Annotated in this window: 20 protein-coding genes; 15 read left to right on the forward strand and 5 right to left on the reverse strand. The window is 64.2% G+C overall.

Annotated features, from left to right (window positions below; translation table 11 throughout):
* The first annotated feature begins 30 nt into the window (after positions 1–30).
* Positions 31–786 carry a sulfite exporter TauE/SafE family protein gene (locus CLU87_RS05765; protein ID WP_056743307.1) on the forward strand — a complete coding sequence of 252 codons (756 nt, stop codon included), beginning with the start codon at positions 31–33 and terminating at the stop codon, positions 784–786.
* Positions 787–865: 79 nt separating this feature from the next.
* Positions 866–2,815 carry a diguanylate cyclase domain-containing protein gene (locus CLU87_RS05770; RefSeq protein ID WP_099729828.1) on the forward strand — a complete coding sequence of 650 codons (1,950 nt, stop codon included), beginning with the start codon at positions 866–868 and terminating at the stop codon, positions 2,813–2,815.
* A gap of 146 nt (positions 2,816–2,961) precedes the next feature.
* Here CLU87_RS05770 and CLU87_RS23450 read toward each other — a convergent pair whose 3' ends face one another.
* A complete protein-coding gene (locus CLU87_RS23450) occupies positions 2,962–3,585 on the reverse strand; it encodes a hypothetical protein (protein ID WP_233193719.1) in 624 nt (207 codons plus the stop codon).
* Between the two features lie 330 nt (positions 3,586–3,915).
* Here CLU87_RS23450 and CLU87_RS05780 point away from each other — a divergent pair, with 330 nt between their 5' ends.
* Positions 3,916–4,704, forward strand: coding sequence for a DUF5953 family protein (locus CLU87_RS05780; RefSeq protein ID WP_143227255.1), 789 nt, complete (start codon positions 3,916–3,918; stop codon positions 4,702–4,704).
* Positions 4,705–4,824: 120 nt separating this feature from the next.
* Here CLU87_RS05780 and CLU87_RS05785 read toward each other — a convergent pair whose 3' ends face one another.
* The 4 genes from CLU87_RS05785 to CLU87_RS05800 form a co-directional block, all read right to left on the reverse strand.
* The gene (locus tag CLU87_RS05785) at positions 4,825–6,672 is read right to left on the reverse strand and encodes a gamma-glutamyltransferase family protein (protein WP_099729830.1); all 1,848 of its coding nucleotides are present in this window, start codon (positions 6,670–6,672) and stop codon (positions 4,825–4,827) included.
* 274 nt (positions 6,673–6,946) lie between these two features.
* Complete coding sequence (locus CLU87_RS05790) at positions 6,947–8,530, reverse strand: alkaline phosphatase (protein WP_099729831.1); 1,584 nt, start codon at positions 8,528–8,530, stop codon at positions 6,947–6,949.
* Between the two features lie 141 nt (positions 8,531–8,671).
* Positions 8,672–10,207, reverse strand: coding sequence for a diguanylate cyclase (locus CLU87_RS05795; RefSeq protein ID WP_056061952.1), 1,536 nt, complete (start codon positions 10,205–10,207; stop codon positions 8,672–8,674).
* Between the two features lie 158 nt (positions 10,208–10,365).
* Positions 10,366–11,340: an NADPH:quinone oxidoreductase family protein gene (locus CLU87_RS05800; RefSeq protein WP_056743289.1), complete on the reverse strand. Its 975-nt coding sequence runs from the start codon at positions 11,338–11,340 to the stop codon at positions 10,366–10,368.
* 169 nt (positions 11,341–11,509) lie between these two features.
* Here CLU87_RS05800 and surE point away from each other — a divergent pair, with 169 nt between their 5' ends.
* From surE to hisS, 12 genes are all read left to right on the forward strand, one after another.
* Positions 11,510–12,298, forward strand: coding sequence for a 5'/3'-nucleotidase SurE (gene surE / locus CLU87_RS05805; RefSeq protein ID WP_099729832.1), 789 nt, complete (start codon positions 11,510–11,512; stop codon positions 12,296–12,298).
* On the forward strand, positions 12,298–13,080 hold the full coding sequence (locus tag CLU87_RS05810; RefSeq protein ID WP_099729833.1) for a protein-L-isoaspartate(D-aspartate) O-methyltransferase: 783 nt from the start codon (positions 12,298–12,300) through the stop codon (positions 13,078–13,080). Before surE ends, CLU87_RS05810 begins: the two co-directional genes overlap by 1 nt.
* 12 nt (positions 13,081–13,092) lie before the next feature.
* A complete protein-coding gene (locus tag CLU87_RS05815) occupies positions 13,093–14,019 on the forward strand; it encodes a peptidoglycan DD-metalloendopeptidase family protein (RefSeq protein WP_099729834.1) in 927 nt (308 codons plus the stop codon).
* Between the two features lie 5 nt (positions 14,020–14,024).
* Entirely contained in the window at positions 14,025–15,068 is a 1,044-nt protein-coding gene (locus CLU87_RS05820; RefSeq protein WP_099729835.1) for an RluA family pseudouridine synthase, read from the forward strand.
* Between the two features lie 147 nt (positions 15,069–15,215).
* Positions 15,216–15,965: an SMC-Scp complex subunit ScpB gene (gene scpB, locus CLU87_RS05825; protein WP_099729836.1), complete on the forward strand. Its 750-nt coding sequence runs from the start codon at positions 15,216–15,218 to the stop codon at positions 15,963–15,965.
* Positions 15,965–17,533: a pseudouridine synthase gene (locus tag CLU87_RS05830; protein WP_099729837.1), complete on the forward strand. Its 1,569-nt coding sequence runs from the start codon at positions 15,965–15,967 to the stop codon at positions 17,531–17,533. The genes scpB and CLU87_RS05830 overlap by 1 nt, the downstream gene beginning before the upstream one ends.
* Before the next feature lie 89 nt (positions 17,534–17,622).
* The gene (gene ndk / locus CLU87_RS05835; RefSeq protein WP_008905954.1) at positions 17,623–18,048 is read left to right on the forward strand and encodes a nucleoside-diphosphate kinase; all 426 of its coding nucleotides are present in this window, start codon (positions 17,623–17,625) and stop codon (positions 18,046–18,048) included.
* 90 nt (positions 18,049–18,138) lie between these two features.
* Positions 18,139–19,251, forward strand: coding sequence for a 23S rRNA (adenine(2503)-C(2))-methyltransferase RlmN (gene rlmN, locus CLU87_RS05840; protein ID WP_099729838.1), 1,113 nt, complete (start codon positions 18,139–18,141; stop codon positions 19,249–19,251).
* 33 nt (positions 19,252–19,284) lie between these two features.
* Positions 19,285–20,118 carry a type IV pilus biogenesis/stability protein PilW gene (gene pilW / locus CLU87_RS05845; protein ID WP_056061981.1) on the forward strand — a complete coding sequence of 278 codons (834 nt, stop codon included), beginning with the start codon at positions 19,285–19,287 and terminating at the stop codon, positions 20,116–20,118.
* Positions 20,111–21,037: a RodZ domain-containing protein gene (locus CLU87_RS05850; RefSeq protein WP_099729839.1), complete on the forward strand. Its 927-nt coding sequence runs from the start codon at positions 20,111–20,113 to the stop codon at positions 21,035–21,037. The genes pilW and CLU87_RS05850 overlap by 8 nt, the downstream gene beginning before the upstream one ends.
* On the forward strand, positions 21,037–22,317 hold the full coding sequence (gene ispG, locus CLU87_RS05855) for a flavodoxin-dependent (E)-4-hydroxy-3-methylbut-2-enyl-diphosphate synthase (RefSeq protein ID WP_056061984.1): 1,281 nt from the start codon (positions 21,037–21,039) through the stop codon (positions 22,315–22,317). Before CLU87_RS05850 ends, ispG begins: the two co-directional genes overlap by 1 nt.
* 152 nt (positions 22,318–22,469) lie before the next feature.
* Positions 22,470–23,732 carry a histidine--tRNA ligase gene (hisS, locus tag CLU87_RS05860; RefSeq protein WP_056061987.1) on the forward strand — a complete coding sequence of 421 codons (1,263 nt, stop codon included), beginning with the start codon at positions 22,470–22,472 and terminating at the stop codon, positions 23,730–23,732.
* The last annotated feature ends 12 nt before the right edge of the window (positions 23,733–23,744 follow it).

Here is a 23,744-nt window from a genome sequence, read left to right on the forward strand (position 1 = left end):
GCGCACGTTCATACCAAGTGAGGGGGAGACATGGATTCCGTGCTGTTGATCGTGGCCCTGGGCGCAGTGGCCGCCGGGTTTGTGCAGGGGCTGTCGGGTTTTGGTTTTGGCATGGTCGCCATGTCGTTCTGGGCCTGGACGCTGGAACCCCGCCTGGCCGCGCTGCTGGCGGTGTGCGGCGCGCTCACCGGACAGCTGGTGGCGGCGGCCACGGTACGCCGGGGGTTTGACCGGGTGCGCCTGCTGCCCTTTGTGCTGGGTGGCCTGGTGGGCATCCCCATTGGCGTGGCCGTATTGCCCCGGCTGGACATGGACGCGTTCAAGGTCATCCTGGGCACGCTGCTGGTGCTGTGGTGCCCGGCGATGCTGATGGCCAAGCAGTTGCCCCGCATCACGCGCGGCGGGCGCGTGGCCGACGCGCTGGTGGGCATGGCGGGCGGCGTGATGGGCGGCCTGGGCGGCTTCACCGGCGTGCTGCCCACCCTGTGGTGTACCTTGCGCGGTCTGGACAAGGACGTGCAGCGTGCCATCATCCAGAACTTCAACCTGGCCATGCTGCTGGTGACCTTCATCACCTACCTGGCCACCGGCCTGGTCACCCGCGAAGCACTGCCGCTGCTGGCCATCGTGGTGCCCGCCATGCTGGTGCCCGTGCTGCTGGGAGCGCGGCTGTACCACGGTATCAGCGATGCGCGGTTCCGGCAGATCGTGCTGGGCATGTTGACCTTGTCGGGCGTGGCGATGCTGGTGGCCAGCCTGCCCAAGGTGCTGGCGCGGCTCGCGTAGGGTTCCATTTGCGTGGGCCGCGCCCGGTGGCCATCCTGTTGTCGACTTGCCGCACATGCCCCGTTACATTGGGAGGGGCATGCACCAAAAAGATGACACCACGCGGCCACCGGACGCGGACGACCGTCTTGAGGCCGGGGCCCCGCGTCGCCGCTATCGCCTTGTCACGCCGCTGAGCCTGGCGATTGCGCTGGGCTGCATTGTTGCCGTGGCGGGCTTGTGGCTGGTCACGCTGCAGCGTGTGGCGTTCGAGCGCGAGCAGGCCGTGGCCTCCGCCATGCAGTCCAATGCCAACCTGGCCATCGCCTTCGAGCAGCAGGTGTTCCGCACCCTCAAGGCGGCCGAGCAGGTCGCCGCCTTTGTGCGCGAGCAGTACCTGCAGCAGGGCACCGACATTGACCTGCGCGACTGGGTGGAGCGGGGCGTGATCCGCGAGCCCATGTTCACCATCATCAGCGTGGTGAACGAGCAGGGCGACATCGTCAGCAGCAGCCAGGAGACCGGGGCCGTCAACTACAGCGACCGCGCCTTTTTCAAGGCGCTGCGTGCCAGCGATCGCGATGACCTGTTTGTGAGCGAGCCTGTGCTGGGCCGTGTGTCGGGGCAGTGGCGCATTCCGATGGCGCTGCGCATCGTGAGCGAGGGAGGCCGCTTTGGTGGTGTGGTGGTGATGTCGGTGGACCCGACGAACTTCACCGACTTTTACCGCCAGGCCGACCTGGGCGCACAGGGGCTGCTGGAGCTGACAGGGCTGGACGGCGTGGTGCGCGGCCGCAAGGCCGGGGGCAAGATCAGCTTTGGCGGCGATGCGCGGGGCCTGCCCTGGTTTCAGCTCCGCGTGCAAGACCCTGAAGGCGAACTGATCGATGAGAACGGCGCGGTGGATGGTGTGCCGCGCATCCTCAGCTACCGCAGTATGGCGGGCTACCCGTTGATGGTGACGGTGGGATCGACCTCCGACGAGGTGCTGGCGCCGGTGATGCAGCGGCGCGTTGACTACCTCGCCCTGGCGGCGGGGGCCAGTGTGGCGTTGCAGTGTTTTGGCGCGCTGCTCATTGTGGTGCTGGCACGCCAGCGGGCCGTGGCCGATGCACTGGCGTCGAGCGAGGGCCTGTTCCGCGCCACCTTCCACCAGGCGGCCACCGGCATCGCCCACATCACGCCCGAAGGCCGCATCCTGCGTGCCAACGACAAGTTCTGCCGCATGCTGGGCTATTCGCTGGAGGAGCTGCGCCAGCGCGACCTGTTTGCGCTGAGCGACGAAGGCGAGCGTGAAACCCTGCGCCGCTTTCTGGCGCGGCGCCTGGTGGCGCACTCGCCCGTGTTCTCCCCCGAGATGGAAAAGGCTTACCGGCGCAAGGACGGCGGACTGTTGTGGGTGTACGAAGCGCTGGGCCTCGTCAAGGACGCCCAGGGTCACCCGGACTTTCTGGTGGTGGTGACGCAGGACATCAGCGCGCGCAAGGAGCTGGAGATGCGCCTGTCGCACGATGTGCTGCACGACGCGCTCACGGGCCTGTCCAACCGCGTGATGTTCCACGACCGCCTGGCGCGTGTGCTCGAAACGGCCCGGCGCCACGGGCGGCACGCTGCTGTGCTCTATGTGGACCTGGACGGGTTCAAGTCCGTCAACGACCAGTGGGGCCATGCAGCAGGCGACCTGCTGCTGCAGCAGGTGGCTCGGCGGCTGGAAGACTGCGTGCGCGCCGAAGACACCGTGGCGCGCCTGGGCGGCGACGAGTTCGGCATCGTGCTGGCCACCATCGAGCGGGCAGACCACTGCGAGGTCGTGGCCGGCAAGGTGCTGTCTGCGATGGAGCAGCCTTTTGTGCTGGAGGGCGCTGTTGCCCACATCTCGGCCAGCGTGGGCGCGGCGCTCTACCCGCGCCATGGCACCGATGCCGATGCGCTGCTCGCCCAGGCCGATGCTGCGATGTATGCGGCCAAGCAGGCAGGCAAGAACCGCTTCAACATCGACACCGCACTGAGCCCGCTGGCCGATGACGGTGTTGCAGGTCCACCGGGCTGACTGGGGCCTGGTGGTGCTTTGCAGCTGATGCTGGTGCTATTTAATTGGGAGCTATTGGCGCTTTATTCATAAGCACTAGCGGCCATTTTTATTCAGATCACCGCGTTGGACGCGTAAAGCTGGGCGCGCGATGGCCCCGCCGTACATCACAGCTCGCTGGCGTCCTTGCCCTCGCTCTGCTTGATCACCCACCGCACCGTGGTGCGCGGTGCGGGCACCCGCTGGGCATACACCTCCAGGCCCCCTTGGGTCCATGCTGCATAGCTGCCGCTGGGGTCGTTGGCGGCAGTCTCCGGCCCGTAGGTGCTGCGGCCAAACGCGAGCAGGGCGCCAAACGCTGCTGCGCCGCCATCGGCCAGGTCACTGGCATCGGCGACGAATTCGACCCGCCGCAGCTCCCGCCCGCTGAAGAAGAAGGTTTGCGCACCCGACAACCCGGCGATCACCACAGGCTCCAGCCGCCAGAGGCCCGCCAGCCCTCCGGCCAGGCGCTGCGGGCGCGGCACGCTGGCCGCGCCGGGTACGGCGTCACGCAAGGCATCCGCGCCCATGCCCAGCTCGACGCCTGCGGGCAGCGGTTGTAGTGGGACCAGTGTGGGCGACGGGGACTGCGCGGCGGTCCACTGCGCCGGTGGTGGCGCAGTCGCACGCACCTGGGCTTGGGCGGGCGCCACGCCCAGTGCGCAGGCGAGGGTTGCGCCCTGGACGCTGCGCCACAGGTGCCGGTGCATGGTCAGCGATAGTGCGGGGATCAATCGGATGAGATTCATGGTGGGGATTTTCCTTGCACGGTCATGAACTGCAGTGAAATTCTGTTCCGGCCGATCGTGCTATGCATGCCAACCCTTTCGGGGTTGTGAGTTTGTAGTGGCGTTACCGAGGTGGGCAGGGCTCATTGATAGCTGATTGGGTTGCTCCTGGCGCCAGCGATAGAAACGAAAAAGAGGTTGAACCTCCGGTAAATGCCAACTTCGCGAGGTAGCAAAACTTGCGCAAAATGGGGCCATAACCGCGTGCATAAGAGCCATCCTGTCAAGCAGCCAGAAGTTAAGCGCGGTTAATTGACTGAATTTCAGGCCTCCATCGCAAATCGTTCCGCCATGTCGCAACTTCTCAGCAACCAACTTCAATTTTCTATTCCGCCTGATCCAGAAAGCTGGCCACGCCGTATTGAAGCGGCTTGTTCTGTTCTCGAGTCTGTTTTTCCTGGAGAGCGGTTGCACTTGGCCGCATCCTATTCAGCTAATCGCCAGGAAGTTGTTCTGACCGATAGACCGAAGTACCTGCGTGCCAAGTTAAAAACGCGGACGCGCTGGTTTAATTTGAGCAATGGAAAAGCGCATGTGGGGTGCGGAGATGACGTGCGGGATGAAGGCTTGCTCAGCTTGGGTGGCGGCGGTTACTCCGTCAGTGTTCTCTTCCCCCAATGCCCTTACGAGGTCTGTGAAGCACTTATCGTTGCGCTTGGCGACGCGCTGGAGGCGCACTTCTCACAGTGGAGTCCCTGGTACACCTTTCTTTGGCTTCGCCATGTCCAATGGGGGCACTGGACCTCTCGCGGCCTTGAATTGCCCTCGCACAGCTTGCCCAGGTTGGAGTACCAGGATGTTGCTCTGGCCGAAGGCCATCCCGATATTCTGGGGTGGCTGAACTATTGGTCGCCGCGCGCTTGCGAGTATTTGGGTTTTGCTGCAGCGCAGCTGGATCCGCGATTTAAATCTTGCTCGTACCGCACTCCGGCCGGAGCGTGGCTCGTCAAGCTAGGTCTTGAAGCACTTGACTACCGAATTGCCGAACATCGCCATATGTTGGCTACCGCCTATGAGCAATTTCCCCTTGTCGGCGTGCGTCGCGGAGGGCTGTGCGGCGATCAATTTCCTGAGGATTGATGTCCGAGCCGTGACTATTGAAACGGCTTGCGATCGCGCAGCGTCGCAACACGGATGCACAACAGTTGGTTGACCAGCGTGTGAGTGGGTTTATGGCAAGGCATCAACCCACCTGCCACCTCAATCCCCCATCACCACACCCTCACGCCGTGGGTCTGCGCCCCCCATCCACAGCTTCTTGCCATGTGCCTGTCCGCGTGTGATGGCTTGCAGGCCGCTGGTCATGTTCATCTCGCGCACCTCGGCACCCCGGGCGCGCAGGGCCTCGACGGTGGCGGGTGGGAAGCGTTTTTCTTCCAGCAGCGTAGGGCCGTTCATCGAGCCGAAGTTGGGCAGGTTGATAGCCTGCTGGGGCATCAGGCCCCAGTTGAGCACGCCGTAGAGCGTCTTGGCGGTGTAGTGGATGATGGCCGCGCCGCCGGGGCTGCCGCCGCTCATCAGCAGCTCGCCGGTGGCCTTGTCGAACACCAGTGTGGGCGCCATGGACGAGCGCGGGCGCTTGCCGGGCTGCACGCGGTTGGCAATGGGCTGGCCTTGCGCGTCGGTGGGGGCGAAGCTGAAGTCGGTGAGTTCGTTGTTGAGCAGGAAGCCTTTCACCATCTGCCGCGCACCGAACTGGTCTTCGATGGTGGTCGTCATGGCGACCGCGTTGCCAAACGCATCGACGATGCTGATGTGGCTGGTCCCGTATTCAGGCTGGTCGGGCATGGCTCCGTGGTTGATGCGGATGACGGCCGGGTTTCCGGGCGCTGCGATCTTCATGCTCTGCGTGCCGATGAGCTTGGCGCGTTCGGCCAGGTAGGCGGGGGCCAGCATGCGGTCCCAGCTGTCGCCGGGCGGCTGCACAAAGTCGGGGTCGGCCACATACAGCGCGCGGTCGGCAAAGGCCAGGCGAGCGGCTTCGGTGTACAGGTGCAGCCAGTCGGCCGATGGGATGCCGTCTTGCAGGGGCTTGGCGGCGGCGTCGGTGTTTTTCAGGATGCCCAGGATCTGCCCGATGGCGATGGCTCCGGAGCTGGGCGGTGGAAAGCCGCACACGCGGTAGTCCTTGCTGGCCACCTGGTAGTCGTGGCACAGCGCCTCGCGCTTCTTGGGTTGGTAGCCAGCCAGGTCGGCCAGGCTGAGCTTGCCGGGGTTGGTGGGGTGCTTTTGCACCTTGTCCACGATGGCCTGGGCGACCTCGCCTTCGTGCAGGGCCTTGCTGCCTTCAGCGGCAATCTTGCGCAGCACAGCGGCCAGCTCGGGGTTGCGCAGGTTCACGCCCACATCGCGCGCGTCGCCGTCGGCCTTGTAGAAGTAGGCGGCGGCCACGGGGTCCTTCTTGAGGTGGGCGTCGGCCTTGACCAGGGTGTTGAGCCGTGCGCTGACCTTGAAGCCGCCCTCGGCCAGCGTGATGGCGGGCTGGAACAGCGTGGCCCAGGGCAGCTTGCCGTGCTGCTTGTGCGCCATCTCCAGCATGCGAACGGTGCCGGGCACACCCACCGAGCGGCCGCCCACCACACCGTCGTAGAAGGGCACGGGCTTGCCGTCGGCACCCAGGAAGAGCTTTTCATCGGCGGCAGCGGGCGCGGTTTCGCGGCCATCGTAGGCCTCCACCAGCTTGCCGTTGCTGTGCAGCAGGAAGGCGCCGCCGCCGATGCCGCTGGACTGGGGCTCCACCAGCGTCAGCACCATCTGCACGGCTATGGCCGCATCGACGGCCGAGCCGCCGGCCTTGAGGATCTGGTAGCCCGCATCGGTGGCCAGCGGGTTGGCAGCGGCCACGGCAAACTTCTCCGTGGCCCAGCCCGGTTTTTCGGTGTAGCCGGACGAACCCTCGGGCTGGGCGGGCACGGTGTAGGCGAACTGGGAGGGAGCACCGGCGCAACCTGTCAGGGCCATCAGGGTGGCGAGGGCCGCAGGGGCCAGCAGGTTGCGACTGAACGGGCGGCGCAGGTGCGACGTGGCAGGCAGGGCAGTGTGTGTCATGCGGGTCTCCTGTGGGTGCAAGCAGCGAAGCGGCCATGGTAAGGGGCCTTGCTGCAGCCTGCGAGGGCGCGCAGGAGGCTGCCCCTGGGGTTTGTGCACCGATTGAAGGTGTTTTGCGGCGGTAGCGCTAGTGCAATATGCCTGAGAAGCTATCAAAAAGATAGTTGTTACCGACCGTCAGCGGCGGTTCACAGGCCATCCCTGGGCCCTGGCTGGGCGCAACGACCAGGAGCTCGCCTGCCCGGCGGGTCGGGTCACGCCTTCCCAGGTCGCCTCAGGCCGCCTGGGGCCCTGCGCGGCCGTCTTCCACCACAAACCGGGCGAGCGTGGAGGCGCCGCTGTCAGCGCGCAGCGGGTCGTCCACCACACGCAGCGTGGTGGACCAGCGCGTGGGGGTGATGTCGGCCAGGCCGTAGCCGCGCTGGTCGCAGCGTGCCAGCAGCACATGCGGGTTGTGGCGGACGATGGCGTCCACCTTGGCCTGCGTGGTGCCCGACCGCGAACTGATGGACGTGCCACAGAACTCGCTGGCCACCACGGCCGAGTCTGCGCGCGCGGCGTCGGCATGCACGCGGCAGACGTAGTTCTGGTGGATGTCTCCGCCCAGCAGCACCGTGTTGCGCGGCGTGTGCCGGGCCACCGATTGCAGCAGGCGCTGGCGTGCGGCGGGGTAGCCGTCCCAGGCGTCGGTGGGCACCGTGCCAGAAGGGTAGTGGCGCCGCGAGAACAGCGTCTGCTGTGCGATCACGCTCCAGCGTGTGGCCTGTGCGCTGGCCGTGTCGGCGGCCAGGCCCGCGTCCAGCCAGCGCTCTTGCGTGCTGCCCAGCAGGCTGCGCTGTGGCTGGGCCAGCTCTGCGCAGTCGGCGGGGCGCACGGCGGGTGCGCTGCTGGCCTCGGGCGCGCGGCAGGCCTGCCAGCTGCGGTACTGGCGGCTGTCGAGCAGGTGGATGTGCGCCAGCCGGCCCCAGCGCAGGCGGCGGTAGATCTGTAGCTTGTCCCAGCCAGCGGCGGACGCGGGCCCCCGGAGGCTGGTCGTGCGCAGCGGCATGTTCTCGTAAAACGCCTGCCAGGCCGCACTGCGCTGGGCCAGAAAGGCGGCGCTGCCCGGGCTCTCGCCACGGCTTGCCTCGGCGGCATAGTCGTTTTGCACCTCGTGGTCGTCCCAGGTCACGGCCCACGGGCAGGTGGCGTGGGCCAGCTGCAGGGCCGGGTCGCTCTTGTGCAGGGCGTAGCGGTCGCGGTAGTCGGCCAGCGTGGTGGCATGGCGCAGGCTGTGGGTGCGGGCCAGATCGGTGGTGGTTTTGGGTGTGGCGTATTCGTAGATGTAGTCGCCCAGGAACAGCACCAGGTCCGGCTGGTCAGCGGCCAGATGGCGCCACGCCGCGTAGTGCCCATGCTCCCAGCGCTGGCACGAGGCAAACGCCACCCGCAGCGCCCCGGGCATGTCGCCCGCCGCAGGCGCGGTGCGCGTGCGGCCCGTGGCGCTCACCGCATCGCCCAGCATGAAGCGGTAGTGGTACCAGCGTGCGGGTTGCAGGCCTTGCAGCTCCACATGCACGCTGTGGCCCAGCGCAGGCAGCGCAGTGGCCTCGCCCTTTTGCACGATCTGGGCAAACCCAGCGTCGTGCGCCACCTCCCACCGCACGGTGTGGGTGCTCAGCATCTGCGCTGGATCGACGAGCAAAAGCCGCGTCCAGAGCACCATGCCATCAGGCGCCGGGTCACCACTGGCGACGCCAAGGGCAAAGGGGTTGTTTTGCAGCGCGGGCGGATTGCTCCAGGACCAGCGGGGGAGGGTGGCGACGGACGCAGCCAGGGCTGCGTTGCGCAGGAACTGCCGTCTTTGCTCGGATGTCAATTCAGCTGCCCTTTGCGTCGGGCGCCGTGCTCAGAAACTGACGCAACCCAGACCAGTGGCCGCCGCGCAAGGGCCGCCCCGCCGCGCTGGCGGCGTCCCCCTCCGGGGGGATGGCGCCGAAGGCGACACAGGGGGAGGTGGTCACGCCGCCATCACCCGGTTCTTGCCCGAGCGCTTGGCCAGATACATCGCCTGGTCGGCCCGCACGATGGCGTCGGTGGCGCTCTCGCTTTCAACCAACTGGGCCACGCCTGCGCTGAAGGTGATGAGCACCTTTTCGGTGCCTTGCAAGAAGAAGCGCGTGGTCAGTTCGCGCTGCAAGCGGGTCATGGCCGCCACGCCGGCTTCGACGGTGGTGTCGGGCAGCACGATGACGAACTCTTCGCCGCCGTACCGTGCCAGCAAGTCCTGCGGCCGCATGACCTCGCGCGTGACCTGCGCCAGGTGCACCAGGGCAGCGTCGCCCCCCGCGTGGCCCAGCCGGTCGTTGATGGTCTTGAAGTTGTCCACGTCCAGAAGCGCCAGGCACAGGGACGAGCCCAGGCGGCGGGCGCGGGCGATCTCGCGTTCCACGGCCTCGTCCAGGCCCTTGCGGTTGAGGCTGCCGGTCAGCGGGTCGTGGCGGGCCTGGGCGCTGGCGCGGTCCAGTTCTTCCTGCAGCTTGGCGACCTCGGCGCGCTTGGCCTCGGTGCGCTCGCGCAGGTCCTGCAGCTCATCGTGGGTCACGCGGCTGTCGAGCGCCATGGCGCGGGTGGCGCTCATCACCTCCTGCAGCACCGGGGCAATCTCTTGCAGCGTACTGGCCTTGCCGATCAGGTCGGCGCAACGCTCCATGGTGCCTTGGTAGCTGGTGCTGGATGCGGTGATGCGCGCCAGCCGCTCGATGAAGGTGGCCAGCATTTCCTTCATCTGCTCTTGCGCCTCCAGCGACCGCGCCTTGGCTTCGGTCTGCTTGAAGATCACGTCCTTGAGGCGGCGCTGCACATCGTCCAGCCGCCGCAGCGTCAGGGGCGGGGTCGAGGCACTCATCAGCGCCTCGGCCTGGCCCTGCAGCCAGCGGTCGTCCACGCTGAGCACGGCGATGTTCTCGAAGATCATGTGCAGCAGCTCGAGCAGGCTCGCGCGGATGGAGGCTTGTTCTTCGGTGGCGAACGACAGGCGGTAGCTGAAGTTGCCCAGCATGAGCTGCGCGGTGGTCACCAGGGGCGTGGGTTCGCGCAGAAAAGTGATGAGCTGCTGCGCCATGTCGATGACGCGGGGATCGTCGTCACCCAGGGCGGGCAGGGTGTTGTCGATGAGGCGGGCCAGGGCTTCGGCAAACTCGGCGGGCAGTTCGCCCAGTGCGGTGGGCGCATCGGCCACCTCGATGGGTTTGGAGGCAGTGGCCGGGTGCAGACCCAGGTTGGCGTAACCCACCATCACGCTTTGCAGCGATGTCCAGTCCTTGGTGATGATGGCGCGTTCGAACTGGCCCAGCAGGCGTTTTTGCGCAGGTGTCTGGCCGGGCAGCACACGCTGGATGCTGCTCAGCGGTCCCTCGGGGAAAGGCTGCGGGCTGCGGATGCCCGCTATTTCATCGTAGATCGCGAGGTAGTTGTCTGGCGTGGGGGCCAGTCGGCGAGCGGCCAGTTGTTTGAGCGTCTCGCGCGCGATCTCGGAAGGTGGTCGGTCGGCCATGGGCGGGCACCAGTGTCAGGAGGCTGGAATGCACAAGTGTGACACAGGCAAGGCGTCGTGCGTGCTGGCACACCGGGCCACACGGGTATGCCAGCCAGGAACATGGGGAGGACCCCTTGCGAGATCTGCCCACACGTTCCAAAGGGGGCGGCTGGCCGTCAGTTCACCATGACCAGCTTGCCCATCACCCCGCGCGAGCCCATGTGGGCATAGGCGGCGGGCAGCTCGGCCATGGGCATGGTGCGGTCGATCACGGGCTTGATCTTGCCCTGGGCATACCACTGAGCCAGCTCGCCCATCATGGCGGCGTTGGCCTTGGGTTCGCGCTTGGCAAAGTCGCCCCAGAACACACCCACGATGGACGCGCCCTTGAGCAGCGCCAGATTGAACGGCAGGGCCGGGATGGGGCCGGACGCAAACCCGACCACCAGATAGCGGCCGCGCCAGGCGATGGAGCGGAACGCGGGCTCGGCAAAGTCGCCACCCACGGGGTCATAGATCACGTCGGGGCCCTTGCCGTCCGTGAGGGTCTTGATGGCCTCGCGCAGGTTGTCCTTGCTGTAGTTGATGGTCGCGTCGGCTCCGATGGAAGTGCATAGCGCGCACTTTTCGTCGCTGGATGCGGCAGCGATCACACGTGCGCCCATGGCCTTGGCGATCTGGATGGCGGCCGTGCCCACGCCCCCGGCAGCGCCCAGCACCAGCACGGTCTCGCCCGCCTTGAGCTGTGCGCGGTCCACCAGCGCATGGTGCGATGTGGCGTAGATCATGATGAAAGCGGCTGCATCGACATGCGAAAAGCCGTCTGGCAACGGCATGCACAGGGCTGCGGGGGCAATGGTGTGGGTGCCAAAGCCGCCGGTGCCCGACAGGCAGGCCACGTTCTGGCCGACCTTGAGGTGCGTGACGCCTTCGCCTACGGCAGCCACCACGCCCGCGTATTCCGAGCCGGGCACAAAGGGCAGCGGCGGCTTCATCTGGTACTTGTTCTGCACGATCAGCAGGTCGGGGAAGTTCAGGCTGGCGGCCTTGATCTCGATGAGCACCTCGCCCGCCTTGGGGGTGGGGGTGGGCAGCTCCGTCCAGGCAAGTGCCTCGACGCCGGTGGGGTTGGTGCAAAGCCAGGCATGCATGGGGAAGTCTCCTGTCGGTCGGTCTTGTCAATGATGGCCCGCATGATAGGTGGGGCGCTGGCGTGCCGGATGTCCCACGAGCGACGGGCTGCGGCGGCGGCTTCTCTGGCGCCCTCGGGCGCAGCAATGGCCTGCCCACCTACAATCCGTTGCAACCCCTACCCAGACCATGAAGATCCTGATTTCCAATGACGACGGCTTCCAGGCCCCCGGCATCGTCGCGCTGCATGATGCGCTCAAGACCCTCGACGGGGTCGAGGTGGAGGTCGTTGCGCCAGAACATAACAACAGTGCCAAGTCCAACGCGCTGACACTGCATTCACCGCTGTATGTGCACAAGGCGGCGAATGGTTTTCGCTATGTGAACGGCACCCCGGCAGACTGCGTGCACATCGCGCTGACTGGCTTGCTTGGCTACCGGCCCGACCTGGTGGTATCGGGCATCAACAATGGCGCCAACATGGGCGACGACACCATCTATTCCGGCACGGTGGGTGCGGCCATGGAGGGATATCTCTTTGGCGTTCCGGCCATCGCTTTTTCGCAGGTGGACAAGGGCTGGGCCGAGCTGGAGGCCGCTGCGGCCAAGGCGCGTGAACTGGTGGCGCAGATGCGTGCGCAGCAACTGGTCAACGAAACCCCGTGGCTGCTCAATGTGAACATCCCCAACATGCCGCTGGAGGCCTTGCGCCCGGCCAAGCTGTGCCGCCTGGGGCGCCGCCATGCGGCGGAACGGGTCATCGTGCAGGAAAGCCCCCGGGGCGAAGCCATGTACTGGATCGGCGGTGCCGGTGCTGCCAAGGACGATGCAGAAGGCACGGACTTTCATGCCACGGCCCAGGGCCATGTGTCCATCACGCCCCTCAAGGTGGATCTGACCGATCACGACAACCTCGGCTACTGGGCGCAGACCGCCGCCCGTTTGGCGGCGGGGGCGGCTGCCGCCCCCGGGGCGTGATGCAGCGCCGCCCGGGGTTTCCGGCCAAGCTGCCGGTGTCCGGTAACGCCGCCATGGGTAAGCCGGCGGTAGCGCCGTCTTACCCCGCACAGCGGAAGCCGGCGGTGGCCGCAGCACCTGCCGGAGTGGGGCTGGATTCGTCGGCCGTCCGGGCGCGGATGGTGCAAAAACTGGCGGCGGGCGGCATCACGTTGGCCCCCGTGCTGCAGGCCATGGGTGCTGTGGAGCGCCACCGGTTTGTGGACAGTGCCCTGGTCAACCAGGCCTACGAAGACACCAGCCTGCCGATAGGCTTGGGCCAGACCATCTCCAAGCCCAGCGTGGTGGCTCGCATGTGTGAGCTGCTGCTGGGCGCAGAGAGCGCACGCCATGGCGGGCTGGGCCGTGTGCTGGAAATTGGGACGGGCTGCGGCTACCAGGCTGCAGTGCTGAGCCTGCTGGCCCGCGAGGTGTACACGCTGGAGCGCCTGCGTGGCCTGCACGACAAGGCGCGCGACAACTTGCGGCCGTTCCGCCTGGCCAACGTGCACCTGCTGTTTGGCGACGGCATGCTCGGCTATGCCAAAGGTGCTCCGTACGCGGCCATCATTGCCGCAGCCGGGGGCGATGCTGTGCCCCTGGCCTGGTGTGATCAATTGGCCGTGGGAGGGCGTCTGGTGGCACCCATGGCACTGACGGGCGGGCAGCAAATGTTGCTGGTGATCGACAAAACCCCGCACGGATTGAAACAAAACGTGCTCGAACCCGTGCATTTTGTCCCCCTAAAATCGGGGATTGCGTAAAGGGAATTGCTTATGTTCGTATCGCGTGGTCTTGTGGTGGGTTTTACCGTGGCAATGGCGGGGCTGGTGCTCTCCGGCTGTGGCACCCGCATGAACAAGGCTCCTGTGGAAGATCGGGGCACCTCTTCGTCGTCTTCTGCCCCAGCGCCCGCAGCACAGCCGGGCGTGGTGGTGGGTACCCCCATCAAGCCTCTGCCTGGTGCAGAGAACGCCGGCAAGCCGGGTTACTACACGGTCAAGCCTGGGGATACCCTGATTCGCATCGGCCTGGAGTCTGGGCAAAGCTGGAAAGACATTGCCCGCTGGAACAATCTGGAAAACGCCAACCTGATCGAAGTCGGTCAGGTGCTGCGCGTGCTTCCTCCGTCCGCTGCCCCGGCGGCGGTGGCCTCTGAGAGCGGGGTGGTGACACGCCCGGTCACATCATCCTCCGTCGCTCCAGCCAGCACGCCGGCTGCGGCTCCTGCATCGGCCGCCAGCGGCGCCAAGCCTGCTGCCTCTGCTGCGTCGGGCACAGTGGTGGCGGTGGCGCCAGCCACGCCGGCACCTGCGGCAGCGCCAGCGGGCGAGGATGAGTTGGCGTTCATCTGGCCTGCATCGGGTTCGCTGATTGCCGGGTTTGACGAGGCACGCAACAAGGGCTTCGACATTGCCGGCAAGGCGGGTGACCCGGTACTGGCGGCGGCGGATGGCCGTGTGGTCTATGCCGGTGCCGGTCTGCGCGGCTATGGCAACCTGGTCATCCTGAAGCACAACAACACGTTCCTCACCGCTTACGCACACAACCAGACCCTGTTGGTCAAGGAAGACCAGGCGGTGCGCAAGGGCCAGAAGATCGCCGAGATGGGCAACACCGACGCAGACCGCGTCAAGCTGCACTTTGAAATCCGCCGGCAGGGCAAGCCTGTCGATCCCACACGCTATCTGCCATCCCGTTGAGTCCGATGGCGGATCATTCGCCGGGCGGTGGTCCCGAAGCGTCTGAGGTGACGACAGCGCAGGAGGGCGATTCCCTCCTGCTGGCCGAGGAGTCGGAAGCCCTGGCCGACGCGGACAGCGAGCTGCGCTCGCTACAGATGGGCCCAGGCCAGCACGCCGAGCGGCTGGATCGTGCGCTGGTAGAGCTGGTTCCCGAGTTCTCCCGCAGCTATCTTCAGCAATTGCTGGCCCAGGGGCTGGTCAGTCTCAATGGCAAGCCTGCTCTCAAGGCAGCCGCGCGGGTCAAGGCCGGTGACCTGGTGGTGCTGGAGATGCGGCCCACCCTCCAAAGCCAGGCCTTCCGGCCTGAGCCCATGGCGATTGATGTGGTGTACGAAGACGAGCACTTGCTGGTGGTGAACAAGCCCGCAGGCTTGGTTGTGCACCCTGCGCCAGGCAACTGGAGCGGCACCCTGCTCAACGGCCTGCTGGCCCGCGACGACAAGGCACTGCGGGTGCCACGGGCTGGTATCGTTCACCGCCTGGACAAGGACACCAGCGGTCTTATGGTGGTCGCCCGGGACCGTGCGACCATGGACGCCCTGGTGGCGCTGATTGCCGAGCGCAAGGTCAAGCGCCAGTACGTGGCCATGGCGCATGGTGCCTGGACGGGGGGGGCGACCCGCTCGGTGGATGCCCCCATCGGGCGGGACCCTCGCAATCGCCTGCGCATGGCGGTGGTGGACTTGGCGGTACACCCTGGCAAAACCGCCCGCACGGATTTCCTGTGTCTGGAGGGAAGCGAGCGTGGTTGCTGGGTGCAGTGCACCTTGCACACCGGGCGCACGCACCAGATTCGCGTGCACATGGCGTCTCTGCGCCATCCTTTGGTGGGCGATGCCTTGTACGGTGGCGCGCCGGTCGGGGCCTTGCAACGCCAGGCCTTGCACGCCTACCGGTTGGCTTTTGCGCATCCGGTGACGGGGGACCCTCTGGAGTTCCGTGCCCCTGTACCCGACGATATGCGCCGGGCGCTGTCAGAATGGGGCCTGGGCTACAATGCGCCCTGAACGGCCGTGACGGCCCTAGCCCGCAGCCGGAATCCCGCCGGGCTCTACCAACGCACCAGCGCCATTGCGCGGTGCACCAATGATTGCCCCTGCTGTTGATGTGACACCCGTTGCAACGCGTGGCACTTTTCCAGGAATCGCTGAACCATGAACACGGTGGATGCCAAAAGGGTCCTCGAAACTGCGTTGATCTGCGCGCAGCAGCCCGTGCCCGTGCGCGAGCTGCGGGTGTTGTTCAATGACGCGCTGGGCTCCGACACCCTCAAGGTGCTGTTGCAGGAATTGCAGCTTGATTGGGCGCAGCGTGGGGTGGAGCTGGTACAGGTGGCGACGGGATGGCGCTTCCAGAGCCGTCCTGAAATGCGTGAATACCTGGACCGTCTGCATCCCGAAAAACCGCCCCGCTACACCCGGGCCACCATGGAAACCTTGGCCATCATTGCCTACCGGCAACCGGTCACGCGCGGGGATATCGAGGACATTCGGGGCGTGACGGTCAACAGCCTGATCATCAAACAGTTGGAAGACCGGGGTTGGGTGGAGGTCATTGGCCACCGCGAAACGGTGGGGCGCCCGGCGTTGTTCGCCACGACCCGCCAGTTTCTGGACGATATGGGCCTGCAGTCTCTGGACCAACTGCCGGTGCTCGATGACCCGACAGGCAATGCGAATGTGTTGGAAGCCATGGCAGCCGCCGCCCAGGGAGCCATCGGGGGTGAGCCTGATCTGCTGGCGGTTTTGCCGCACGAAGTCGGTGGGCAAGAGCCAGTGGAGTCTGTGGAGGCTGTGACTGATACGGGGGGTAAACGGCCCGTGGATGATTTTTTTCAGAATGTGGAGACTGATCTCCGCGACGACCATGTTGATACCCCGGGTGGTATCCAGGGAAATACTTGATGAACGACTCGACCTCCGAAAATCCGGCCGAAGTGCCTGGGTTGAATGCCGCTGACACGGTACCTGCTGCCAAAAAGCCGGCTGCCAAGCGGGCTCCTCGCAAAAAGGCGGAAGCTGTCCTTCCCGAGGAAGCGGTGCCTGAAGCCGTGGTGGCGATGCAGGTCGGTACTTCGGTGCCTGTGTCGGAAGCTGCAGCGCCAGAGGTGCCTGTGGCCCAGGTGCAGGCGGTCGCCATGGACTCGATATCTCCTGAGGCGGTCGTATCGGCGGCCGACGGCGAGGGCAATACTCGGCAGACAGGGCACCCCCCCCGTGGCGAATCTCGTGAACGACCTCAGCGTCCTGATGGGGCAGGGCGTGACAAGCGCAGAGCTGCCCCTGTCGTGGAGGGCTATCAGTTTGAGGATGTAGTGTCCGGTCGTTTCGACGAAGAAGATGCCTCCGCAGACGTGGTGCCGCAGAAGCGGGTGCTGCTGCCGCAGGTCGAGACACCTAAACTGCACAAGGTGCTGGCCCAGGCAGGGCTGGGATCGCGGCTGGAGATGGAGCAATTGATCCTGGAGGGGCGGATCTCGGTCAACAACGAACCTGCTCACATCGGACAGCGCATTCAGTTTGGCGATCAGGTCAAGGTCAACGGCAAGCCGATCCGCTATCGCATCGACCCCCCTCCGGCGCGCGTAATCGCGTATCACAAACCTGTGGGCGAGGTCGTGACCCATGACGATCCCCAGAATCGACCCACCGTCTTTCGCAAGCTGCCCCGACTCATGCAGGGCAAGTGGCAGTCGGTAGGACGCCTGGACCTGAACACGGAGGGTCTCTTGCTGTTCACCAGCTCGGGCGAGCTGGCGAACAAACTGATGCATCCACGCTTTGGGTTGGAGCGCGAGTACGCCGTTCGGGTGCTGGGTGCTCTGAGCAACGAGGAAAAACAAAAACTGCTGGACGGCGTGCGCCTGGATGACGGCATGGCATCGTTTGGCTCCATCGAGGACGGTGGTGGAGAGGGTTCCAACTGCTGGTACCGGGTCACCATCTCCGAAGGCCGCAACCGCGAAGTACGTCGCATGCTCGAATCGGTGGGTCATGCGGTCAGCCGCCTGATCCGTATCCGCTACGGTGCCATGGTGCTGCCGCGCGGCCTCAAGCGCGGAGCCTGGCTGGAACTGGACGAGAGTGATATCCGCGCACTGGTTCAGGCCGCAGGTGCTGGGCGCCCCGAGCCCGTTGAGGGACGTCCCGAAGGGGCTGGTGCTGGCGGGCGCAATGGCAAGCCGCGCAACCGTGGCCGTGGTGGACCACGCGGTGATGGCTCGCGTCGGGACATGTCGCAGCCGGCCGTCCCTGGTAGTTCCCGTGGCCAGAAGCCGCGCCGCGATGGCGGCCAGGGCCCTGCCCGTGGCAACAACGCTGCAGGGGGAGATCGCCAGCGTGGTGGCTCGGCACAGCCCGATCCGATGAAAACGTCGGTGGGCTACATCGGCATGGACAGCCTCTCGCGCCACCGCCAGGACAAACGACGCCCCGGTGGCGGCGGTCCCCGGCGCGGAGGTGGTGGGCGCTGAGTGCTCCTGCCTTCACGCTCCCCGGTTAGAATCGAGGGCTTTGTCCGGTGGACAAACGAATCACAGCAACAACCATTCAGGAAATCAACATGGCAATCGAACGCACTCTCTCCATCATCAAGCCCGACGCAGTGGCCAAGAACGTCATCGGTCAGATCTACGCTCGTTTTGAAGCTGCCGGCCTCAAGGTCGTGGCAGCCCGCATGGCCCACCTGTCGCGTCTGGAAGCCGAGCAGTTCTATGCAGTGCACAAAGAGCGTCCTTTCTTCAAGGACCTGGTGGACTTCATGATCTCCGGCCCTGTGATGATCCAGGCCTTGGAAGGCGAGAACGCCATCCTCAAGAACCGTGAACTCATGGGCGCAACCGACCCCAAGAAGGCAGAAGCTGGCACCATCCGCGCCGACTTCGCTGACAGCATCGACGCTAACGCTGTGCACGGCTCCGACGCCGCTGAAACCGCACAGGCCGAAGTGGCATTCTTCTTCCCCGGCCTGAATATCTACTCGCGCTGAGATGGTGATGCTCCCCATGCCCGCACCCACCTTGGTGGGAGTCCAGTGTCATGGGGGTAGCTATGCCTGGTCTCCAGTGGGTTTGGCACCATGAGCACGAATCTGCTGGAATTCGACCTCGACGGTCTGGCGGCGTTTTGCGAGCGGCTGGGGGAAAAGCGCTTCCGCGCCACCCAGCTGTTTCGTTGGATTCATCAGCGCGGTGCCAGCGATTTCGACGCCATGAGCGACTTGGCCAAGGCCTTGCGTGACAAGCTCAAGGGCTGCGCGCAGGTCGAGTCACTGCCCGTTATTTCAGAGCATGTGTCCTCGGACGGCACTGTGAAGTGGCTGTTTGATGTGGGTGATGGCAACGCGGTGGAGGCCGTGTTCATCCCGGAGGATGATCGTGGAACCCTCTGTGTGTCATCGCAGGCGGGCTGCGCTGTCGGTTGCCGCTTCTGTTCTACAGGCCATCAGGGTTTCAGTCGCAATCTGACGACGGGTGAGATCGTCGCCCAGCTGTGGTTTGCAGAGCACTCCCTGCGCAAGCGCTTGCAGACTGAAGACCGTGTGATCTCGAATGTGGTCATGATGGGCATGGGGGAGCCGCTGCAAAACTATTCGGCATTAGTACCTGCGCTCAAAGTAATGCTGGACGATCACGGGTATGGCCTGTCGCGCCGCCGCGTGACGGTGTCTACATCGGGCGTCGTGCCCATGATGGACCGCCTTGCGCAAGACTGTCCCGTGGCATTGGCGGTGTCGCTGCACGCACCCAATGACCCACTGCGCGACAACCTGGTTCCGCTCAATCGCAAGTATCCGATCGAGGAGTTGCTGGACGCTTGCAACCGCTATTTGGCGCATGCACCCCGTGACTTCATCACGTTCGAATACTGCATGCTTGATGGTGTTAATGACCAGACGGAGCATGCGCGCCAACTGATCGAGTTGGTCAAGCGCAGTGGTATTCGCTGCAAGTTCAATCTGATTCCTTTTAATCCGTTTCCCGCATCAGGGCTGTTGCGGTCCCCGCAAAATCAGGTGCAGGCCTTTGCCAAGATACTCAGTGACGCGGGCATTATCACCACGGTGCGCAAGACGCGCGGTGATGACATTGACGCGGCGTGCGGTCAATTGGCTGGGGATGTCAAAGATCGTACCCGGGCCGCAGAACGCATGGCAAAGCAGCGCACAATCGTGCTCAAACCGGTGACTTGATCAGGCAGTTGGCAAACTTCAAGGAGGCTCTACATGGCGGGAATGGTTGGACGCTGGCAGCATATTGGCCGCTGGACACTCACGGCATGCAGTGCGGTGGTTTGCATATGGGCGCTCCAGGGGTGTGCAACAAACGCATCGTCTGCAGTCAGTGACGCCGATGCAGGCTTGGTGACTCCGTCCGATGAGCCTGAGTCGCGGCGCCGCGCTCGCATCCGGCTGGAGTTGGCCTCCAACTATTTTGAATTGGGGCAAACGGCGGTCGCACTGGATGAAGTCAAGCAGTCGCTGGCTGCAGATCCGTCTTATGCCGATGCTTTCAATCTTCGTGGCCTGATTTACATGCGCCTGAGTGACTATGCACAGGCCGAAGACAGTTTCCGCCGTGCCTTGTCGCTAAGGGCAAATGACTCCAACGTACTGCACAACTATGGCTGGCTGATGTGCCAGCAGCAAAAGTACGTGGAGGCCGACCAATATTTTGTCCGAGCCATTGCCAACCCCGCCTATACAGCGCGTGGCAAAACGTGGATGGCCCGTGGCCTGTGCCAGTCAGGGGCGGGACAGTTTCCCGAAGCGGAACAGTCTTTCTTGAAGGCCTATGAATTCGATGCTGCGAATCCGGTGGTCGGTTATCACCTCGCAGCGCTCTTGCTGCGGCGCAACGAGTTGTCGCGTGCGCAGTTTTACATTCGACGGCTCAACAACAGCGATTTCGCCAACTCTGAATCGTTGTGGCTGGGCATCAAGGTGGAGCGGGCTTTGGGCGATACCGTGGCAATGAGGCAACTGGCTGCTCAGTTGCGCAAGCGCTTCCCGGATTCCAGGGAGCTGGGTGCATACGAACGTGGGGCTTTCAATGAGTGAGGTGGTGGAGAGCGGAGTGACGGCGGGCGGCTTGCTCAAGGAGGCCCGGCAGGCGGCAGGCATGCACATCGCAGCCCTGGCGGTTGCGTTGAAAGTACCCGTCAGCAAGTTGGAAGCCCTGGAGGCAGATAACTACACAGTGCTGCCTGACACCGTATTTGTGCGCGCGCTGGCTTCGAGTGTTTGCCGTACCCTCAAAATTGACCCAGCGCCCATTTTGTCTTTGCTTCCCCAAAGTCAAAGTCCTCGTCTGTCTGTGGACAGCGCGGGTATCAATGCACCTGTGAAGGGTAGTGCCGGCAAATCTTCGTCGTCCTCTTCGGCGTCATTCGCGGGTTCAGGTTCCGGTTCGCGTTCGGTGGTGTTGGTCGTTCTTGCACTGTTGGTGGGAGCTGTGGTTTTGTTCTTTGTCCCTCGGCATTCCACGCCAGGGGATTCTTCCGATCCAGTGCCCGTTGCGGTGCCAGATGCTTTGCCGGCCAATGCCTCCGAGCCTGCACCTGCAGTGGTGCCACCAACGGTGGAGCGCCCCGCCGATGCATCTATTTCTGCATCGCCCGCCGCGGCTTCGGTGCCTGTGTCTTCTGCGCCACCTACCGCTGCACCTCCAGCGCCTGCTGCCGCTGGCAGTGGCGTGTCTGCGGGCGCTGTTTCGGCCGCTGATGGCGCGGCAGATGCTCCCTCCGGTCTCCTGGTGCTGCGCGCGCGCGGTGCGTCATGGGTGCAAGTTCGCGATGCCAATGGTGCACTGGCGTTGCAACGCAATCTGGCGGCGGGAGAGTCGGTATCGGTGTCGGCACCCACGCCCCTGGCAGTGATTGTCGGTCGCGCTGACGCGACGGAAGTGATTGTTCGAGGAAAGCCGTTTGATCTGACGGCAGTCGCCCGTGAAAACGTGGCGCGTTTCGAGGTGAAATAGTGGAAAACTCCCCGATTGATTTTGGGCCGGTGGCGATTGCTTCGCCCTTACCTAGACGTTCGCGCCAAGCGAAAGTTGTCTGGGGTTCGCGTGTGGTGACCGTGGGGGGGGATGCTCCCGTGCGCGTGCAGTCCATGACCAACACCGACACCGTCGATGCCATTGGGACCGCGATTCAGGTCAAGGAGCTCGCTCAGGCGGGGTCGGAGTTTGTCCGCATCACCGTTAATACGCCAGAAGCTGCTGCAGCGGTACCGTACATCCGAGAGCAACTGGATCGCATGGGTGAGAACGTTCCCTTGGTGGGCGATTTTCACTACAACGGACACCGCCTGCTCACCGAGTTTCCGGACTGCGCCCAGGCTTTGTCCAAGTACCGAATCAACCCTGGCAATGTGGGCAAAGGTGACAAGCGCGATAAGCAATTTGGTCAAATGATCGAGGCTGCCATGCGCTGGAACAAGGCTGTGCGCATCGGTGTCAACTGGGGCAGTCTCGATCAGGAGTTGCTGGCTGAGCTGATGGATACGAACAGCCGCCGCAGCAATCCATGGGAGGCTCGTCAGGTCATGTACGAGGCCCTCATCACATCGGCCATTGAATCTGCACGTCGTGCAGAGGCCATGGGGATGGACGGCAACCAGATCATCTTGTCGTGCAAAGTCAGCGGAGTGCAGGATCTGATTTCGGTGTACCGCGAGTTGGCACGCCGTTGCGACTACGCTTTGCACCTGGGTCTCACCGAAGCCGGTATGGGCACCAAGGGAACGGTTGCTTCGGCGGCCGCATTGTCTGTGCTGCTGCAAGAGGGTATTGGCGACACGATTCGTGTGTCGTTGACACCCCAGCCCGGCGAGGCGCGTACCCAAGAGGTGGTTGTGGCATCCGAAATCTTGCAGGCCTTGGGCATGCGGGTTTTTGTGCCCAGCGTTACCGCTTGCCCGGGATGTGGCCGTACCACCAGCACCACCTTTCAGGACCTGGCCAAGCAAATCGACGATTTCCTGCGTGCGCAAATGCCTGTGTGGCGCGTGCGTTATCCGGGTGTGGAATCGCTACGGGTTGCAGTTATGGGCTGCATCGTCAATGGCCCGGGTGAAAGCAAGCACGCAGACATTGGAATCAGTCTGCCGGGGACGGGTGAGGCGCCTGCCGCCCCTGTCTTCATTGATGGCGAGAAGGCAATGACCCTGCGCGGTGACGATATCGCCAATGAATTCCATCGCATCGTCGAGCAGTACATCGAAAAGCGTTTTGGCGCCGGGGTGTCTGCTGCTTGACCGGTAGTGCTGCAGCCACCCGCACCGTAAAGCCTCGGGAGGTGGTCTGTCCAGCTTATGTAAATTTCCGCCAGACATAGAAAAGAAGCGCTGTGAGTAACGAAAAAAGCAGTCCCTCGTCCAAACCAGAGAAGCTGTTTGCGGTGAAGGGCATGAACGACATCCTGCCTCCGGAATCTGCCCGTTGGGAGTGGCTGGAGGCCAAGGTGCGCGACCTGATGGCGCGCTACGCCTATCGCAATATCCGCACACCCATTGTCGAACCCACACCGTTGTTTGTACGCGGATTGGGCGAGGTCACCGACATTGTCGAGAAAGAGATGTACTCGTTTGAGGACCGTCTCAATGGGGAGCAGCTGACGCTTCGCCCCGAAGCGACAGCTGGTGTGGTGCGTGCGGTTGCAGAGCACTCCATGTTGTACGACGGCGGTAAGCGCCTGTACTACATGGGCCCCATGTTTCGTCATGAGCGTCCCCAACGCGGACGCTACCGCCAGTTTCACCAGATCGGCGCCGAGGCACTGGGGTTTCCGGGTGCCGAGGTCGATGCCGAGTTGATTCTTCTGGCGAGTGCCCTGTGGCGCGACCTTGGCCTGCAGAATGTGCGTCTCGAACTCAACAGTTTGGGGCAGCCGGACGAGCGCAAGGCTCACCGTGCTGCATTGATCGCGTATCTGGAACAGCACGTCGATGCTCTTGACGAGGAGGCGCGTCGGCGGCTGCACAGCAACCCTCTGCGCATCCTCGACACCAAGAATCCCGCGATGCAGTCGCTGGTGGAAGCAGCGCCTCGTTTGATTGACTTTCTGGGTCAGGAGTCTTTGGCGCATTTCAATGCCGTCAAGGCCATTCTTGATGCCAACGGGATAGCTTGGACTGTCAATCCTCGCCTGGTGCGTGGCATGGACTACTACAACCTCACTGTGTTCGAGTTTGTGACGGATCAGTTGGGCTCGCAGGGCACGATCTGCGGTGGGGGGCGCTACGACTACTTGATCGAACAAATCGGTGGCAAGGCCGCACCGGCGGTGGGTTGGGCGTTGGGGGTCGAAAGGGTACTGGAGTTGCTCAAGGAGCAGCAAAGTGCCACCCCTTTGCTGGTTCCGGACGTCTATGCCATTGTCCCTTCGGCGGCCGCGTTACCTCGGGCTGTGGCTACTGTCGAGCAATTGCGCCAACATGGTGTTCGTGTCCAGATGCACGCGGCCCCTTCGCTGGAGGGCATGGGCAGTATGAAATCGCAATTCAAGAAGGCTGATGCCAGTGGTGCAATGCACGCGCTGGTGTTTGGCGATGATGAGCTGTCTCGTGGCATGGTGACTGTCAAAGCCTTGCGTGATGGCGCAGGTGAGCAAACCGAGCGCCCGCTGGACTTGGTCGCGCAATGGTCGGCCACCCTACAATCCACCCGCTAACCCAATCACATT

Source organism: Acidovorax sp. 59 (assembly GCF_002754175.1).
GTDB lineage: Bacteria > Pseudomonadota > Gammaproteobacteria > Burkholderiales > Burkholderiaceae_C > Acidovorax > Acidovorax delafieldii.

What these genes read in the sequence shown, in the direction of transcription:
- CLU87_RS05765 (WP_056743307.1), top strand. Translation starts at nt 31, where the DNA reads ATGGATTCCGTGCTGTTGATCGTGGCCCTGGGCGCAGTGGCCGCCGGG.
- CLU87_RS05770 (WP_099729828.1), top strand. Translation starts at nt 866, where the DNA reads ATGCACCAAAAAGATGACACCACGCGGCCACCGGACGCGGACGACCGT.
- CLU87_RS23450 (WP_233193719.1), bottom strand. Translation starts at nt 3,585, where the DNA reads ATGAATCTCATCCGATTGATCCCCGCACTATCGCTGACCATGCACCGG.
- CLU87_RS05780 (WP_143227255.1), top strand. Translation starts at nt 3,916, where the DNA reads ATGTCGCAACTTCTCAGCAACCAACTTCAATTTTCTATTCCGCCTGAT.
- CLU87_RS05785 (WP_099729830.1), bottom strand. Translation starts at nt 6,672, where the DNA reads ATGACACACACTGCCCTGCCTGCCACGTCGCACCTGCGCCGCCCGTTC.
- CLU87_RS05795 (WP_056061952.1), bottom strand. Translation starts at nt 10,207, where the DNA reads ATGGCCGACCGACCACCTTCCGAGATCGCGCGCGAGACGCTCAAACAA.
- CLU87_RS05800 (WP_056743289.1), bottom strand. Translation starts at nt 11,340, where the DNA reads ATGCATGCCTGGCTTTGCACCAACCCCACCGGCGTCGAGGCACTTGCC.
- surE (WP_099729832.1), top strand. Translation starts at nt 11,510, where the DNA reads ATGAAGATCCTGATTTCCAATGACGACGGCTTCCAGGCCCCCGGCATC.
- CLU87_RS05810 (WP_099729833.1), top strand. Translation starts at nt 12,298, where the DNA reads ATGCAGCGCCGCCCGGGGTTTCCGGCCAAGCTGCCGGTGTCCGGTAAC.
- CLU87_RS05815 (WP_099729834.1), top strand. Translation starts at nt 13,093, where the DNA reads ATGTTCGTATCGCGTGGTCTTGTGGTGGGTTTTACCGTGGCAATGGCG.
- CLU87_RS05820 (WP_099729835.1), top strand. Translation starts at nt 14,025, where the DNA reads ATGGCGGATCATTCGCCGGGCGGTGGTCCCGAAGCGTCTGAGGTGACG.
- scpB (WP_099729836.1), top strand. Translation starts at nt 15,216, where the DNA reads ATGAACACGGTGGATGCCAAAAGGGTCCTCGAAACTGCGTTGATCTGC.
- CLU87_RS05830 (WP_099729837.1), top strand. Translation starts at nt 15,965, where the DNA reads ATGAACGACTCGACCTCCGAAAATCCGGCCGAAGTGCCTGGGTTGAAT.
- ndk (WP_008905954.1), top strand. Translation starts at nt 17,623, where the DNA reads ATGGCAATCGAACGCACTCTCTCCATCATCAAGCCCGACGCAGTGGCC.
- rlmN (WP_099729838.1), top strand. Translation starts at nt 18,139, where the DNA reads ATGAGCACGAATCTGCTGGAATTCGACCTCGACGGTCTGGCGGCGTTT.
- pilW (WP_056061981.1), top strand. Translation starts at nt 19,285, where the DNA reads ATGGCGGGAATGGTTGGACGCTGGCAGCATATTGGCCGCTGGACACTC.
- CLU87_RS05850 (WP_099729839.1), top strand. Translation starts at nt 20,111, where the DNA reads ATGAGTGAGGTGGTGGAGAGCGGAGTGACGGCGGGCGGCTTGCTCAAG.
- hisS (WP_056061987.1), top strand. Translation starts at nt 22,470, where the DNA reads ATGAACGACATCCTGCCTCCGGAATCTGCCCGTTGGGAGTGGCTGGAG.